We start from the raw sequence: 13,263 nt of genomic DNA, 5'->3' as shown, positions 1-13,263 counted from the left end.
AATGGCTAACGGTAGTGAGCTTCATGGATCACTCCTATTCCTGGTGGTTGAAGGCGGGTGACCGGGTTGTCACCGCCGGTATCGGCGGCACCATCTTCTTCACGATTTGTTCGGGGCTCGCCATCCTGTTGCTCGCAAGGATGAATGATCAATTCCACCAATCCCGGTCAGATCTTCGCTATCTGAGCCAAATTCTCATGTTGATGGGGTTGGCGGGCGTGTTGGTGTTCTGGGGCATGATCTTTTCGGCAATCGTTCTCCTTGTGAATCGCTGAAGATGTTAGTTATCGGCCAATTTCAGACACTTGGTTTCCCGCCCATCCTCGGTCAATTTACAAACACTGACGTAACATGTCATTTGGCTGGCAACACCATCCAGTAATGGTCCGTTGCTTATAGGGCTGATATGGCTACCCTTATCTGGCAGGCGCCCATGCGCTATTTCTCTGCTGGGGATGAAGCAGCATTTTTCTCATGGTTGCACTCTATCTCCGGAGTAGTCTCCGTAAAAGGCTGCGGCAGGGAACTACACATCCGCCTTCGTTCCAAAAGGCTATCCGCTCAGAGTCTTCGGGAGCTGCTTGCTCTTTATCATCGTTATCAGGGCAACCTGAGCGAACTCGCTCAGTTCGTCAATCAAACCAATTCCTCTTGGTTTGCTGCCAGCAATGCCCCATGGCATTCGCAAATGTTCGGTTCAACCTCAAGATACTCTGCGGACGAACCAGCTCTTGCCGTGGATGACAGCTATGTGGGTCACTGAACACTACCCGCAAAACGAAAAAACCGCTGTAGGCCAGAGCCTAAGCGGTTTCTTTGTATTTGGTTGCGGGGGCAGGATTTGAACCTACGACCTTCGGGTTATGAGCCCGACGAGCTGCCAGACTGCTCCACCCCGCGTCTGAAGAAAAAGATTATAGCACAGAAACCAGGCAAAATTTGTACCAGTCATGGATTGCGCTTTGCTAAACGCTGCATCATGCGCATCGACGCGTTTAAGGCAGTATGGGACAAGGCCGACGTGCCGACTCACGAGGCGATGGACCTTGCGTACCTCACCGGCGGCCGGCCTGCGGATCTGCTGAAGATCGACGAAACGCACCTGCGCGAAGGAAGCATCGAGGTGCGACAGAACAAGTCTGGACACAAGCTGCGCATCGCTATCGAAGGAAAGCTCGCGGTGCTGATCGAGCGCATCAAGGCAAGAAAGCGCGGAATTTCCGGTGTCGTGGTCTCGACACGTCTGATCGTCAATGAAGATGGGCAACCGCTGGGAAAATCGGCGCTGCGATTCAGATTCGAGGCCGCCAGAACTGCCGCTGGCATCGAGGGCGATGACTTTCAGTTCCGTGACTTGCGTGCGAAGGCGGCAACCGACAAAACGGACAAAACCGAGGATATTCGCGAAGCTCAGCAGCAGCTCGGACACGCGAGTGTCGTGATGACGGAAAACTACGTCCGAAAACGACGCGGCCGAAAAGTGACGCCAACGGAATGACCCCATTTGATGGAAAATCCCAAACTAGCTATTTTCATTTTTATAGTCGAGCCCAAGTTAGATTTTTACTTTTCCGAATAATGAATATGCCTGGCGTCTACATCACCCGCGGAATGACTGTATCAATTCCAAACCTCGCCATTCGAGTTCGAGATGATGGTGGAATCGAAGCAGACCCGATTACGCTACATGTTCGGTTTGATGTCTGCCCTACTTGGATCCAGATTGCAAAACGCCATCTCGAAAATGCCTTGATTGCAAAGGCCAACCGCGAGATCGCTTGGCAAGGCACTGACGAATCGCTAAAAGTGCAAACCTTGGAAGCAGAGTTCGAAGCGTCCATGCAAGCAATTATGGCTGCCGCGATTTCCTGGGATGCTGCATATGCTGTTCTACAAGAACAAGGAATTGTCACTCCATCGGTTATCAGGCAATGGCGAAAGAACAGAACGGCACGCCACATACAGATTGCTGAGACCGTTAGGCAGGCATTCTCGCTAAAGCCAAAGGTGGCGTCAGGGTTTAGAGCGAACATCAAAGAGATATATCGTTGCAGAGACTTGGCAGTTCATCCATCCGGAAAAATCGACGCTCCTATGCTCCACCCAGAACTTAACTTAGGAATGGAATGGCGCTTTGTCTATTTCAGCGCCAAAAATGCTGAGTTGATTGTTCTCTCGGCCGCTGGAATGCTTTGGGAGCTTGCGCACAACGGCAAGTCAAAATATCAGCAAATCACCGAGTATCAAGAGGCTCTTGTAGCCAGGCTAGAGGAGATTTTTCCGGATGGCCCCCAAAAACTCCCGGTGAACACCCAGAAAACTTGAATTAGGACAACTTATTTCCAACAAAAAGCCCAGGTCTGCGCAAGGTCCATAGTGCTTGAGGAAATTCACCGAGAATGCGAGTGATTTAAAGCAACATCAGCTAAGTGCAAAAATTGCGAAGCAAAACCAGAATTGCGAAGCAAAAGAAAAAGGCTCTCCGGTCGGAGAGCCTTTTAAATACTGGTGCTGGCTGCAGGACTTGAACCCGCCACCCCCTGATTACAAGTCAGGTGCTCTACCAGATGAGCTAAGCCAGCAAAAACTTCAGCCGGCGATTATAGCCTACTTGATGCGTGTCAGTACAGGCCGGCCACCTTTTTTGGGTGGTTCTGGGTCGTCGTCGCCCTGGTCGGCGCTCTGGGCGGGCTTTTGCTCGGGTTCGGAGACTGGCACCGAGGACAGTACCGGTGCGCTGGCTTCCGCTTCCGGGGCCTCTTGCACGCTCTCGGCGGTGGCCGGAGTCGGGGCTTCGAAGGCCATGCCCTGGCCGTTTTCACGGGCGTAGATGGCGATGACGTTCTCGACGGGGATCAGGAGGTCACGCGAGACACCACCAAAACGGGCGCTGAAGCGAATTTCCTCGTTCTCCATCTTCAGGCCGCTGGTGGCCTCGAAACTGATGTTGAGCACGATCTCGCCATTCTTGACGAATTGCATCGGCACGCGCGTGCGGCTGTCGACGACAACGGCAATATGCGGCGTGTAGCCATTGTCGGTGCACCACTCATAGATGGCGCGCAGCAGGTAGGGCTTGGTGGAAACTTCTTGCATGACTGGTGTGGTGTGCGATACGCGGTGGAGCACGCATCTGCCGGCTGGGCCGGGGTGGAACTGCAAATGAAGATGACTGCGGGTGAACCCAACGACAAACAAACCCTGCCGCGCTGCCGGCAACCGCTGGCAGCGCGACCGATGCGGCTTAGCGGCGCATCACCTTTTCCGAGGGGGTCAGCGCCTCGATGTAGGCAGGACGCGAGAAGATACGCTCGGCGTACTTCATCAGCGGAGCAGCCGTCTTGGACAGCTCGATGCCGTAGTGGTCCAGGCGCCACAGCAGCGGTGCCAGTGCCACGTCCAGCATGGAGAACTCGTCACCCAGCATGTACTTGTTCTTCAGGAACAGCGGTGCCAGTTGGGTCAGGCGGTCGCGGATCTCGTTGCGGGCCTTCTCCTGGCTCTTCTCTGCGGTCTTGGACTTTTCGTTTTCCAGCGTGTGCACGTGGACGAACAGTTCCTTCTCGAAGTTGAACAGCATCAGGCGCGCACGGGCACGCATGAGCGGATCGGCCGGCATCAGCTGCGGGTGCGGGAAACGCTCATCAATGTATTCATTGATGATGTTCGATTCGTACAACACCAGATCGCGTTCGACCAGGATAGGCACTTGGCCGTAGGGGTTCATGACGGAAATGTCTTCCGGCTTGTTGAACAGGTCAACGTCGCGGATCTCGAAATCCATGCCCTTTTCGAACAGGACGAGACGGCAACGTTGCGAAAATGGGCAAGTCGTGCCCGAGTAGAGAACCATCATTTTTTCAGAGCCCTAAAAACAAAAGGGGGGCGAGACGCATAACGCTCACCCCGGTACGCAATTCCGCAAAAACGGCGCGGATATGTGATTGTACTTTTTTACTTGATGTTCTTCCAATAGGACGCGTTCAAACGCCACGTCAATACCGAGAAGAAGCCCAGGAACAACAGGACCCAGACACCAAGCCGCTTGCGCGTGTTCTGCACCGGCTCGCCCATCCATTGCAGATATGCAACAAGATCGGCCACGGCATTGTCATACTCGGCCGTGTTCATCTTGCCCGGCTTGACCTGCTCGAAGCCTGCAAACTTGTGGATGGTCCGGCCTTCTTCGTGAGGGTCCTTCTCCTCGACGAACTTGGCCTTGCGGGTACCTTGCAATTCCCACAACACATGCGGCATGCCGACATTGGGGAACAACATGTTGTTCCAGCCGGTGGGACGGCTGTCGTCCGTATAATAACTGCGCAGGTAGGTATAAATCCAGTCCGGCCCCGATCCAGCCTCCGATGCCTTGGCGCGGGCGATCACCGACAGGTCCGGCGGCGCGGCGCCAAACCAGGCCTTGGCGTCTTGCGGCGACAAGGAGGTTTTCATCAGGTCGCCGACCTTATCCCCCGTAAACATCAGGTTGTTCTTGATCTCGTCTTCGGTCAGGCCGATGTCGCGCAGGCGGTTGTAGCGCATTGCCGAGGCCGAGTGGCAGTTGAGGCAATAGTTGACGAACAACTTGGCGCCGTTTTGCAGTGAGGCAACATCCTTGGTGCGATCGGGGGCGTGATCCAGCGGGAAGCCCCCTTCATTGGCGCAGGCCAGCGCCGGCAGCAACGCCAGCGCGGCAATCACTTTCTTCAGCAATGTCATGTTCTTGTCCTTTGGCGGCTGGCTTAGTGCGGATGGTAGACGACGCGATCGGGTACCGGCTTGAAGGTACCGCAGGCACTCCACCAAGGCATCAGCATGAAGAAGCCGAGGTAGATGAAGCTGCAGACCTGTGCAACGGTGGTACCGATGGCGGTCGGCGGCTGCACGCCGAGGTAGCCAAGGATGACGAAGGCGATGCCAAAGACTACGTACACGTACTTGTGCCAGCCCGGGCGATAGCGGATGGACTTGACCGGCGACTGGTCCAGCCACGGCAGGCCACCCAGGATCACCACCGACAGGCCCATCAGCACCACGCCCCAGAACTTGGCGTCGAACTTGAGCATGCCGGCAATCACCACCAGGCCGATGACGATGGCGGCGATCTTGAGCTTGGCCGTCAGGCGCGACTTGAATACCAGCAGCGCCACATAGGCCGCCACACCGGCAATGAGCCAGCCCATGAAATCAGCCGTGGTGGCACGCAGGATCGAGTAGAACGGCGTGAAATACCAGACCGGGGCGATGTGCGGCGGGGTCTTGAGCGAATCGGCCGGGATGAAGTTGTTGTACTCCAGGAAGTAGCCGCCCATCTCGGGTGCGAAGAACACCACTGCCGAGAACACCAGCAGGAAGATCGATACGCCGAAGATGTCATGCACCGTGTAGTACGGATGGAAGGGAACGCCATCCAGGGGCACGCCATTGGCATCGGTCTTTTCCTTGATCTCGACGCCGTCGGGGTTGTTCGAGCCCACTTCGTGCAGCGCGATGATGTGTGCGACCACCAGGCCGATCAGCACCAGCGGAATGGCGATGACGTGGAAGGAGAAGAAACGGTTCAGGGTGGCGTCGGAGACGACGTAGTCACCACGGATCCACAGCGACAGGTCCGGGCCGATGAAGGGGATCGCACCGAACAGGTTCACGATCACCTGTGCGCCCCAGTAGGACATCTGGCCCCAGGGCAGCAGGTAGCCGAAGAAGGCTTCGCCCATCAGGCACAGGAAGATGCCCACGCCGAACAGCCACACGAGCTCGCGCGGCTTGCGGTAGGAGCCATACAGCAGGCCCCGCAGCATGTGCAGGTAGACCACGATGAAGAAGGCCGAAGCGCCGGTGGAGTGCATGTAGCGCACCAGCCAGCCCCAGGGCACGTCGCGCATGATGTACTCGACCGAGGCAAAGGCCAGGGTCGCATCAGGCTTGTAGTGCATCACCAGGAAGATGCCGGTGACGATCTGGATCACCAGCACCAGCAGGGCCAGCGAACCGAAGATGTACCAGAAGTTGAAGTTCTTGGGAGCGTAGTATTCGGAAAGGTGGGCTTTCCAGGTGGCAGTCAGCGGAAAGCGTGCATCCACCCAGTTCAGGGCCTTGGCCGAGACTGGCGCGTCGTCAGGCAACTTCTTTTCGTGGAATGCTCCCATGATCAAGCCTCCCCTTTCTCGTCCTTGCCGATGACGAGCTTGTTTTCGCCTTCAAACATGTAGCGCGGGACTTGCAGGTTGTCCGGCGCCGGCTTGTTCTTGTACACACGTCCGGCCAGGTCGAAGGTCGAGCCGTGGCAGGGGCACAGGAAACCACCCTGCCAGCTGTCGGGCAGCGAGGGCTGGGCACCGGTCTGGAAGCGCGAGCTGGGGGAGCAACCCAGGTGCGGGCAGATGCCCACCACCACCAGGATGTCCTTGCGGATGGAACGCCATTCGTTCAAGGCGTAGTCGGGCGTCTCGGAGAAATCGGTACGCTTGGAGTTGGGGTCGGCGACGTCGGCATCGGTCTTCTTCAGCGACTCGAGCATTTCAGGCGTACGCTTGAGGATCCAGACCGGCTTGCCGCGCCATTCGACGGTGCGCATCTCGCCCGGTGTCAACGATGAAATATCCACTTCTACCGGTGCGCCGGCTGCCTTGGCGCGCTCTGAAGGTTGTAGCGTGGAGACAAACGCTCCGGCGGTGGCCAAGCCCGCTACACCTCCGGCCGCACAAGTCGCAACAAGCAAACCTCGTCGACTTGTGTCGACCTGATTCTCGTCAGTCATAAAGACCCCATTCTCCAAATGTAAGTTAGCGTGGACCTTCTAAGTGACCCTCATGCAACTTTTTGATTATATATAAGCTGAATAGGGTTTTGTAGCTAACGGCCGATATGGTAGCGACTGCGGGAAAATAAGATTTGACGCAGCGCAACCCATTGTCAAACTGCTCTTTTTATCTGTTTTTTTGCGGTGCGGCGTCAGAAGATGTGCAATTTACTTTTGCCGCCAGGCAGGCTATAACCCGTTGTAAGTCCGCCTCATGTTTAAACAGCAACTTTCAAAGGAGAAACCAAAGATGAGCATGCTCAAAGATTTCCGCGCCTTCGCCATCAAGGGTAACGTGGTCGACCTGGCCGTCGGTGTGATCATCGGTGGCGCTTTCGGCAAGATCGTCAGCTCGCTGGTCGAAGACATCATCATGCCCATCGTGGGCAAGATCTTCGGCGGGCTCGATTTCGCCAACTACTACCTGCCCCTCAATGGCCAGGCCTATGGCCTGCCGCTGGCCGAGGCCAAGAAGGCCGGTGCCGTATTCGCCTACGGCAATTTCCTGACCATCATGATCAACTTCCTGATCCTGGCCTTCATCATTTTCCAGATGGTCCGTGCCATCAACAAGGCGCGCGACTTCGCCAGCAAGCAGGAAGAAGCCGCACCGGCCGCGCCCGCGGTGACACCGGAAGACGTGCTGCTGCTGCGCGAAATCCGCGATTCGCTCAAGAAGCAGGCCTGAGCCCGCTCCCCTTGCCCGACATCACACCGGATTATCGATATCGATGAACCGGTGTTCGATGCCGAAATGGCGGGCCACGAACTCGCCCAGCGCCTGCACGCCATAGCGTTCGGTGGCATGATGGCCGGCTGCCAGATAGACGGTGCCGGTCTCGCGCGCCAGATGGACGGTGGGCTCGGAAATCTCGCCACTGATGTAGACCGAGGCACCGGCCTCGATGGCCTCGCCCAGCATGCCCTGCGCCCCACCGGTACACCAGGCGACCGGCCCCACGGGCTGCTGCGGATCGCCGATCAGCAGCGGCATGCGGCCCAGGCGTTTTTCGATCAGCATGGCCAGGTCGGCGGCGGTCTTCACCGATGGCGAGTGGCAACGGCCGACCCAGCCGATGTCGTTGTCGCCGAAGCGGCCACTGGCTTCCAGGTCGAGGCGACGCGCCAGCTGGGCGTTATTGCCCAGTTCCGGATGGGAATCCAGCGGCAGGTGGTAGCCGAACAGATTGACATCATGGGTCAGCAAGAGCTTCAGGCGACGCTGCTTCTGGCCGATCACGCGCATGTCCTCGCCGCGCCAGAAGTAGCCGTGATGGACCAGGATGGTGTCGGCGCCCCATTCCAGGGCCGCTTCGATCAGCGCCAGGCTGGCCGTGACACCAGTGACCACGCGCCCTATCGTGGCGCGGCCTTCCACCTGCAAGCCGTTTGGGCAATAATCGCGATATTGTGCAGCGTTGAGCGTCTGTCCCAAGAAAGCTGAGAACTCGCTCCTGTTGATGTGACGGGTCATTTCTTCCTCATCCGATTTCAAAACCAAGAATTCTTTATGCGACGTTTATGGCTGTTGTTTGCCCAGACCGTGACGGTGGGTCTGGCCTTGTGGTTCATTGTAGCGACCTTGAAGCCGGACTGGATCGCCGGCGCCTTCAATTCACGGGCGCGACCGGCACAATCGATGGTGCCCATGCAGGAAGCCGCCCCCAACGCGCCCGCACTGGATTCCTATCGCCATGCGGCGCGCCAGGCCATGCCTTCGGTGGTCAACATCTTCACTACCACCGAAGCGCGTCCTCAGAAGAGCCCGTTCCAGAACGATCCCTTCTTCCGCAAGTTCTTCGGCGACCAGTTCGACGAGCAGCAGCAGGATGACAAGCAGTCCAGCCTGGGCTCGGGCGTGATCGTCAGCCCGCAGGGTTACATCCTGACCAACAACCACGTGGTGGAAGCGGCCGACAAGATCGAAGTGGCCCTGGCCGATGGTCGCAAGGCCAGCGCCAAGGTGGTGGGTATCGATCCCGAGACCGACCTGGCGGTCATCAAGATCGACCTGCCCAACCTGCCGGCCATCACCCTGGGTCATCCGGAGAACAGCTCGGTGGGTGACGTCGTGCTGGCCATCGGCAATCCCTTCGGCGTGGGCCAGACGGTGACCATGGGCATCGTCTCGGCGCTGGGCCGCAATCACCTGGGCATCAACACCTTCGAGAACTTCATCCAGACCGACGCGGCCATCAACCCGGGCAACTCCGGCGGCGCGCTGGTGGACACCAACGGCAATCTGCTGGGCATCAACACCGCGATCTATTCACGCACCGGGGGCAACCTGGGCATCGGTTTCGCCATCCCCATGTCGACCGCCAAGACGGTGATGGAAGCCATCATCAGCCATGGCCAGGTGGTGCGCGGCTGGATCGGCGTGGAGCCACAGGACATCACGCCTGAGCTGGCCGAGAGCTTCGGCCTGGGCAAGAAGAACGGCGCCATCATCGCCGGCGTGCTCAAGGGCGGCCCGGCCGATCGTGCCGGCATGCGCCCGGGCGACATCCTGGTGAGCATCGACGGCAAGCCGGTGGCCGATACCACCGAGATGTTGAACGTCATCGCGCAACTCACGCCCGGCCAGGACATCGCCATGACGGTGCTGCGCAAGTCGCAGGAGACCAAGCTCAACATCACCGTGGGCAAGCGTCCGCCACCGCCCAAGAGCGATGACAGCGACGAAGAGTAAACCGACCCGATCCGAGGAGCGTAATTCCATGCATGTGCGTGACCTGATCCAGTTCCTGGGCGAACTGTCCGAGAACAACAACCGCGCCTGGTTCGTGATGAACAAGCCGCGTTATGACATCCTGCGCGAGGAGTTCCTGGCGCTGACCATCCAGCTGATCGCCGAGATCAGCAAGTTCGATCCGGCCATCGCTGGTTGCAATCCGAAGAAGGCACTGTTCCGCATCAATCGCGACATGCGCTTTTCCCACGACAAGCGGCCCTACAAGACCCACTTCTCCGCCGCCATCACGGCCAGCGGCCTGAAGAAGCCCAGCCAGGGCGGCGGTCCGGCCTACTACTTCCATATCGACGAGCAGGGCAAGCTGCTCATCGCGGGGGGCGAATACATGCCGCCGGCCGAGCGCCTGCGCGCCATCCGCAATCGGGTGGTGGAGGATGCGGCGGGCTTTGGCAAGATGCGCAAGAACAAGAAGCTGGTCGAGACCTATGGCGACCTGCAGGAAGAAGGCAAGCTGCAGCGCCCGCCCAAGGGCTTCGATCCGGACAGCCCCAATATCGAGTACGTGAAACTGAAGAGCTTCATCGTCTGGACCGAGACGTCCATCAAGAAGAAGATCCCGGCCGATCTCGGCGCCGAGGTGCTGGGCGGCTTCAAGGATGCCCATCCGCTGGTGAAGTGGCTGCGCGAGATTCCCCTGGTGACGGCGGAAGAATAAGCGCCCTGCCCGTCGGCCTCATCCCCAAAAACAAAGCCCGCTTCACGAAGCGGGCTTTGTCATTGTGCGCGGGACTGGCTAGTCGGATGAACCGGAACTGCTGGGCTCGGTCTCCGGAGCGCGGGTGGCGCGCTCGAAGATGGGCGCCACCAGCAGGCCGACTTCATAGAGCAGCACCAGCGGCACGGCCAGCATCAGCTGGCTCATGATGTCCGGCGGGGTCACCACGGCGGCGATGACGAAGGCGCCCACGATCACGTAGGGGCGGATCTGCTTCAGCTTGGCCAGTGGCACCAGGCCCATGCGCACCAGCACGATCACGATCACCGGCACCTCGAAGGTGACGCCGAAGGCCACGAACATGGTCAGCACGAAGTCGACGTAGCTATCGATATCCGGCGCCACCGACACCGACTTGGGCGCGAAGTTGTTGATGAAGGGGAACACTACCCCGAACACGAAGAAATAGCAGAAGGCCACGCCGGTGACGAAGAGCAGCGAGGACGACACCACCAGCGGCGCGATCAGGCGCTTCTCGTGCGCGTACAGGCCGGGGGCGACGAAGGCCCACAGCTGGTACAGCACCCAGGGCAGCGAGATCAACACGGCCACCAGCATGGTGACCTTGATGGGGATGAGGAAGGGGGTGATCACGCCGGTGGCGATCATCTTGCTGCCAGCCGGCAGCGCATGGATCATCGGCGCGGCCAGCACGTCGAAGATGTGAGCCGCAAAGGGCATCAGGCACAGGAAGACCACCAGCACCACCGCAGCCGCCTTGACGATGCGGCTACGCAATTCGATGAGGTGCGAGATGAAGGTGTCTTCGGCCTGGGTGTTTTCTTCAGCCATGGATTCGGAGCAATGTGTTGAGGTCGGAGGCGAGAGGCCCCATTAGAAGAATCCAGCCGACTTGCCGCTGCCCACCGGACGGCGGTACTTGGCCACGCGGGCCGATGCCGAGATCACGCGGGTACGTTGTCCGCTCTGGTTCTTGTACCAGGCCGGCACGCCGGTGGTACGCGAGAGCTTCTTGCGGCGGAAGGCCTTGGCCTTGATCGCCAGCAACGAGGCGTCGGGCGTACGGTTCCAGCTGGCGCCACCGGCGGCGGCGCTGTCGGAACCGGAGGAATCATCGCCACCGTTCCAGGCATCGTTGATCGAGGCCTCGGTATCGGACATGCTCTTGTGGATGCTGCCGCTCACGTCGCTGGCGGCCTGCTCCACGTCCTTCTGCATCTTGCGCAGCTCGTCGAGTTCGATCTCGCGGCTGACTTCGGACTTGACGTCGTTGATGTAACGCTGGGCCCGGCCGAACAGGGTGCCGGCCATGCGCGCCACCTTGGGCAGGCGCTCGGGGCCGATCACGACCAGCGCGACCACGCCGATCAAGGCCAGCTTGGAAAGGCCGATATCAATCATGAGTCTGTGTGGACATTAGGAACAACAGCACACTGTGTGCAGGAGGACGCCTGGAAGCCAGAGAGCTGGCACCGGGCGCAGGCGGCAGGGGCAAACCATGCAACGCAAGGGTCAGGCCCGCCGCACCAGGGCGACGGGCACTGTGCGATCAGCTGCCGGACTTGTCCTTTTCCTTGGCCTGCACGTCGATGGCCGCTGCGTCCTTCTTTTCTTCCTCGGCGCCCTTGACGCCATCCTTGAAGCCCTTGACTGCCTTGCCCAGGTCGGAACCCATGTTGCCGAGCTTCTTGGTACCGAAGACCAGCATCACGATCACCAGAACAATCAGCCAATGCCAAATACTGAACGAACCCATTCTCTTCTCCTAAGCGGACATCCCTGCCCTGTGTACGAACAAACCTGCCAGCCCCCGGGCCGGCGAAACCTTATTGTTGCACGAAGCGTACCCGCCACGGGTGCGGACCGCCGATCACGTGCATGTGCAGATGGTACACCTCCTGGCCACCATCCGGCCCCGTGTTGATCAGGGTCTTGAAACCGCCGGTGGGCTTGCCCTCGGCATCCACGCCGTAGCCGCAGCCCAGCTCGGCTGCCAGGCGCGGCGCCAGGGTCAGCATCTTGCCCAGCAGCGCGGCCTGTTGCTCGCCGCAATCGGCCAGGGTGGCCACGTGCTGGCGCGGCACGATCAGGAAATGCACCGGCGCGGCCGGGTTGATGTCGTGAAACGCGATCAGGTCCTCATCCTCGTAGATCTTCTTGGACGGGATCTGGCCTGCTGCGATCTTACAGAAAATGCAATTATCCAACGCCATTCTCCAGCATGAGGGGGGTGGGTCGCCGCGTTCAATCCTTGCGGGCGGCTTTTTCGTCGAGGCCGGACAAGCCTTCGCGGCGTGCCAGCTCGTTCAGGACATCCTGTGGCGTCAGCTCGAACTGGGCCAGCAGGACCATGGAATGGAACCACAGGTCGGCGCACTCGTAGAGCACCTTGGACTTGTCGCCCGAGACGCGGGCATCCTTGGCGGCCATCACGGTTTCGGTGGCTTCCTCGCCGATCTTCTTGAGGATGGCATCGTCGCCCTTGGCGAACAGCTTGGCCACGTAGGACTTCTCGGGATTGCCGCCGTTGGCCAGCTTGCGCGACTCGATGACTTCGGCCAGTCGCTTCAGGGTTTCACTCATGATGGGGTCTTGTCGTTATCGGCCGGCTTGGAAGCGGCCGGCTTGCGCACGCGCTTGGGCTTGTCTTCTACGGGTTCGGTGGGCGCCACGGCGGGACCGCCACCGGCCCCCGGAGGCAGATCCTTCAGGACCGGCTCGACGGTGGCCCATTCGCCGCTGTCGGCATTGCCCTCGAACTTCTGGAAGAAGCAGGAATGACGGCCGGTGTGGCAGGCAATGCCGGCCACCTGCTCGACCTTGAGCAGCACCACATCCTCGTCGCAGTCCAGGCGGATCTCGTGCACCTTCTGGAAGTGGCCGGACTCCTCGCCCTTGTGCCACAGCTTCTTGCGCGAGCGGCTCCAGTAGACGGCCTGGCCGATCTCGACGGTACGTGCCAGCGCCTCGCGATTCATCCAGGCGAACATCAGCACGTCATTGCTGCCGACTTCCTGGGCGATCACCGGC

Annotated in this window: 19 protein-coding genes and 2 tRNA genes; 7 read left to right on the top strand and 14 right to left on the bottom strand. The window is 59.4% G+C overall.

All coding sequences use genetic code 11. The annotated features are described in order from the left end of the window. Nucleotides 1-23: 23 nt before the first annotated feature. The gene (locus ACIPHN_RS14845; RefSeq protein WP_400437352.1) at nt 24-275 is read left to right on the top strand and encodes a hypothetical protein; all 252 of its coding nucleotides are present in this window, start codon (nt 24-26) and stop codon (nt 273-275) included. Between the two features lie 131 nt (nt 276-406). Further along, complete coding sequence (locus tag ACIPHN_RS14840; protein WP_400437350.1) at nt 407-763, top strand: hypothetical protein; 357 nt, start codon at nt 407-409, stop codon at nt 761-763. Nucleotides 764-823: 60 nt separating this feature from the next. On the opposite strand, the gene ACIPHN_RS14835 is transcribed toward ACIPHN_RS14840, so the two are convergent. Beyond that, nucleotides 824-900, bottom strand: a tRNA-Met gene (locus ACIPHN_RS14835). Between the two features lie 79 nt (nt 901-979). On the opposite strand from ACIPHN_RS14835, the gene ACIPHN_RS14830 reads away from it, so the two are divergent. Together ACIPHN_RS14830 and ACIPHN_RS14825 are read left to right on the top strand one after the other, a co-directional pair. Next, nucleotides 980-1,498, top strand: a complete 519-nt coding sequence (locus ACIPHN_RS14830) for a tyrosine-type recombinase/integrase (protein ID WP_400437349.1) — start codon at nt 980-982, stop codon at nt 1,496-1,498. Then, a complete protein-coding gene (locus ACIPHN_RS14825; protein WP_400437347.1) occupies nt 1,495-2,325 on the top strand; it encodes a hypothetical protein in 831 nt (276 codons plus the stop codon). The genes ACIPHN_RS14830 and ACIPHN_RS14825 overlap by 4 nt, the downstream gene beginning before the upstream one ends. A gap of 181 nt (nt 2,326-2,506) precedes the next feature. Here ACIPHN_RS14825 and ACIPHN_RS14820 read toward each other — a convergent pair. The 6 genes from ACIPHN_RS14820 to petA all read right to left on the bottom strand — a co-directional run bounded on the left by ACIPHN_RS14820 (nt 2,507) and on the right by petA (nt 6,760). Then, nucleotides 2,507-2,582: transfer RNA gene (locus ACIPHN_RS14820), tRNA-Thr, on the bottom strand. Between the two features lie 25 nt (nt 2,583-2,607). After that, nucleotides 2,608-3,096 (bottom strand): ClpXP protease specificity-enhancing factor, encoded by a 489-nt coding sequence (locus ACIPHN_RS14815; RefSeq protein WP_400437345.1) that lies wholly within the window; start codon nt 3,094-3,096, stop codon nt 2,608-2,610. Nucleotides 3,097-3,244: 148 nt separating this feature from the next. Next, the gene (locus ACIPHN_RS14810) at nt 3,245-3,856 is read right to left on the bottom strand and encodes a glutathione S-transferase N-terminal domain-containing protein (protein ID WP_198984714.1); all 612 of its coding nucleotides are present in this window, start codon (nt 3,854-3,856) and stop codon (nt 3,245-3,247) included. 98 nt (nt 3,857-3,954) lie between these two features. Next, nucleotides 3,955-4,719, bottom strand: a complete 765-nt coding sequence (locus tag ACIPHN_RS14805; RefSeq protein WP_400437343.1) for a cytochrome c1 — start codon at nt 4,717-4,719, stop codon at nt 3,955-3,957. 23 nt (nt 4,720-4,742) lie between these two features. Further along, nucleotides 4,743-6,149 (bottom strand): cytochrome b N-terminal domain-containing protein, encoded by a 1,407-nt coding sequence (locus tag ACIPHN_RS14800; RefSeq protein WP_400437342.1) that lies wholly within the window; start codon nt 6,147-6,149, stop codon nt 4,743-4,745. Nucleotides 6,150-6,151: 2 nt separating this feature from the next. Continuing rightward, the gene (petA, locus tag ACIPHN_RS14795; RefSeq protein ID WP_400437341.1) at nt 6,152-6,760 is read right to left on the bottom strand and encodes a ubiquinol-cytochrome c reductase iron-sulfur subunit; all 609 of its coding nucleotides are present in this window, start codon (nt 6,758-6,760) and stop codon (nt 6,152-6,154) included. Nucleotides 6,761-7,052: 292 nt separating this feature from the next. Between petA and mscL the strand changes: the two genes are divergently transcribed. Further along, nucleotides 7,053-7,490: a large conductance mechanosensitive channel protein MscL gene (mscL, locus tag ACIPHN_RS14790; RefSeq protein WP_400437339.1), complete on the top strand. Its 438-nt coding sequence runs from the start codon at nt 7,053-7,055 to the stop codon at nt 7,488-7,490. Between the two features lie 21 nt (nt 7,491-7,511). Here the strand turns inward: mscL and ACIPHN_RS14785 are convergent, their stop codons facing one another. After that, nucleotides 7,512-8,264: a Nif3-like dinuclear metal center hexameric protein gene (locus ACIPHN_RS14785; protein ID WP_400437562.1), complete on the bottom strand. Its 753-nt coding sequence runs from the start codon at nt 8,262-8,264 to the stop codon at nt 7,512-7,514. 48 nt (nt 8,265-8,312) lie between these two features. Between ACIPHN_RS14785 and ACIPHN_RS14780 the strand changes: the two genes are divergently transcribed. Together ACIPHN_RS14780 and ACIPHN_RS14775 are read left to right on the top strand one after the other, a co-directional pair. After that, nucleotides 8,313-9,494: a Do family serine endopeptidase gene (locus tag ACIPHN_RS14780; protein WP_400437337.1), complete on the top strand. Its 1,182-nt coding sequence runs from the start codon at nt 8,313-8,315 to the stop codon at nt 9,492-9,494. Nucleotides 9,495-9,522: 28 nt separating this feature from the next. Then, complete coding sequence (locus ACIPHN_RS14775) at nt 9,523-10,212, top strand: DUF2461 domain-containing protein (RefSeq protein ID WP_400437335.1); 690 nt, start codon at nt 9,523-9,525, stop codon at nt 10,210-10,212. Between the two features lie 78 nt (nt 10,213-10,290). On the opposite strand, the gene tatC is transcribed toward ACIPHN_RS14775, so the two are convergent. The 6 genes from tatC to hisI form a co-directional block, all read right to left on the bottom strand. After that, nucleotides 10,291-11,064, bottom strand: a complete 774-nt coding sequence (tatC, locus tag ACIPHN_RS14770) for a twin-arginine translocase subunit TatC (RefSeq protein WP_400437334.1) — start codon at nt 11,062-11,064, stop codon at nt 10,291-10,293. Between the two features lie 42 nt (nt 11,065-11,106). After that, the gene (gene tatB / locus ACIPHN_RS14765) at nt 11,107-11,634 is read right to left on the bottom strand and encodes a Sec-independent protein translocase protein TatB (protein ID WP_400437332.1); all 528 of its coding nucleotides are present in this window, start codon (nt 11,632-11,634) and stop codon (nt 11,107-11,109) included. A gap of 148 nt (nt 11,635-11,782) precedes the next feature. Continuing rightward, nucleotides 11,783-11,989: a Sec-independent protein translocase subunit TatA gene (gene tatA, locus ACIPHN_RS14760; RefSeq protein ID WP_198984723.1), complete on the bottom strand. Its 207-nt coding sequence runs from the start codon at nt 11,987-11,989 to the stop codon at nt 11,783-11,785. A gap of 70 nt (nt 11,990-12,059) precedes the next feature. Next, nucleotides 12,060-12,440, bottom strand: coding sequence for a histidine triad nucleotide-binding protein (locus tag ACIPHN_RS14755; protein ID WP_400437330.1), 381 nt, complete (start codon nt 12,438-12,440; stop codon nt 12,060-12,062). Nucleotides 12,441-12,477: 37 nt separating this feature from the next. Continuing rightward, the gene (locus ACIPHN_RS14750; protein WP_400437329.1) at nt 12,478-12,816 is read right to left on the bottom strand and encodes a phosphoribosyl-ATP diphosphatase; all 339 of its coding nucleotides are present in this window, start codon (nt 12,814-12,816) and stop codon (nt 12,478-12,480) included. Further along, on the bottom strand, nt 12,813-13,263 hold a 451-nt coding region (gene hisI / locus ACIPHN_RS14745; RefSeq protein ID WP_400437328.1), incomplete at its 5' end, for a phosphoribosyl-AMP cyclohydrolase. The genes hisI and ACIPHN_RS14750, both read right to left, overlap by 4 nt.

This window comes from Herbaspirillum sp. NPDC087042, from assembly GCF_044745245.1.
Taxonomy (GTDB): Bacteria; Pseudomonadota; Gammaproteobacteria; order Burkholderiales; family Burkholderiaceae_D; genus Herbaspirillum.
The sequence above is the reverse complement of the archived record's forward strand: the minus strand, read 5'-3'. Positions and strand labels throughout refer to the sequence as shown.

Coding starts and splice junctions, on each gene's coding strand:
- ACIPHN_RS14780 (WP_400437337.1), top strand. CDS start 8,313: ATGCGACGTTTATGGCTGTTGTTTGCCCAGACCGTGACGGTGGGTCTG.
- tatC (WP_400437334.1), bottom strand. CDS start 11,064: ATGGCTGAAGAAAACACCCAGGCCGAAGACACCTTCATCTCGCACCTC.
- ACIPHN_RS14840 (WP_400437350.1), top strand. CDS start 407: ATGGCTACCCTTATCTGGCAGGCGCCCATGCGCTATTTCTCTGCTGGG.
- tatA (WP_198984723.1), bottom strand. CDS start 11,989: ATGGGTTCGTTCAGTATTTGGCATTGGCTGATTGTTCTGGTGATCGTG.
- ACIPHN_RS14815 (WP_400437345.1), bottom strand. CDS start 3,096: ATGCAAGAAGTTTCCACCAAGCCCTACCTGCTGCGCGCCATCTATGAG.
- ACIPHN_RS14830 (WP_400437349.1), top strand. CDS start 980: ATGCGCATCGACGCGTTTAAGGCAGTATGGGACAAGGCCGACGTGCCG.
- mscL (WP_400437339.1), top strand. CDS start 7,053: ATGAGCATGCTCAAAGATTTCCGCGCCTTCGCCATCAAGGGTAACGTG.
- ACIPHN_RS14775 (WP_400437335.1), top strand. CDS start 9,523: ATGCATGTGCGTGACCTGATCCAGTTCCTGGGCGAACTGTCCGAGAAC.
- ACIPHN_RS14805 (WP_400437343.1), bottom strand. CDS start 4,719: ATGACATTGCTGAAGAAAGTGATTGCCGCGCTGGCGTTGCTGCCGGCG.
- petA (WP_400437341.1), bottom strand. CDS start 6,760: ATGACTGACGAGAATCAGGTCGACACAAGTCGACGAGGTTTGCTTGTT.
- ACIPHN_RS14750 (WP_400437329.1), bottom strand. CDS start 12,816: ATGAGTGAAACCCTGAAGCGACTGGCCGAAGTCATCGAGTCGCGCAAG.
- ACIPHN_RS14810 (WP_198984714.1), bottom strand. CDS start 3,856: ATGATGGTTCTCTACTCGGGCACGACTTGCCCATTTTCGCAACGTTGC.
- ACIPHN_RS14800 (WP_400437342.1), bottom strand. CDS start 6,149: ATGGGAGCATTCCACGAAAAGAAGTTGCCTGACGACGCGCCAGTCTCG.
- ACIPHN_RS14825 (WP_400437347.1), top strand. CDS start 1,495: ATGACCCCATTTGATGGAAAATCCCAAACTAGCTATTTTCATTTTTAT.
- ACIPHN_RS14845 (WP_400437352.1), top strand. CDS start 24: ATGGATCACTCCTATTCCTGGTGGTTGAAGGCGGGTGACCGGGTTGTC.
- tatB (WP_400437332.1), bottom strand. CDS start 11,634: ATGATTGATATCGGCCTTTCCAAGCTGGCCTTGATCGGCGTGGTCGCG.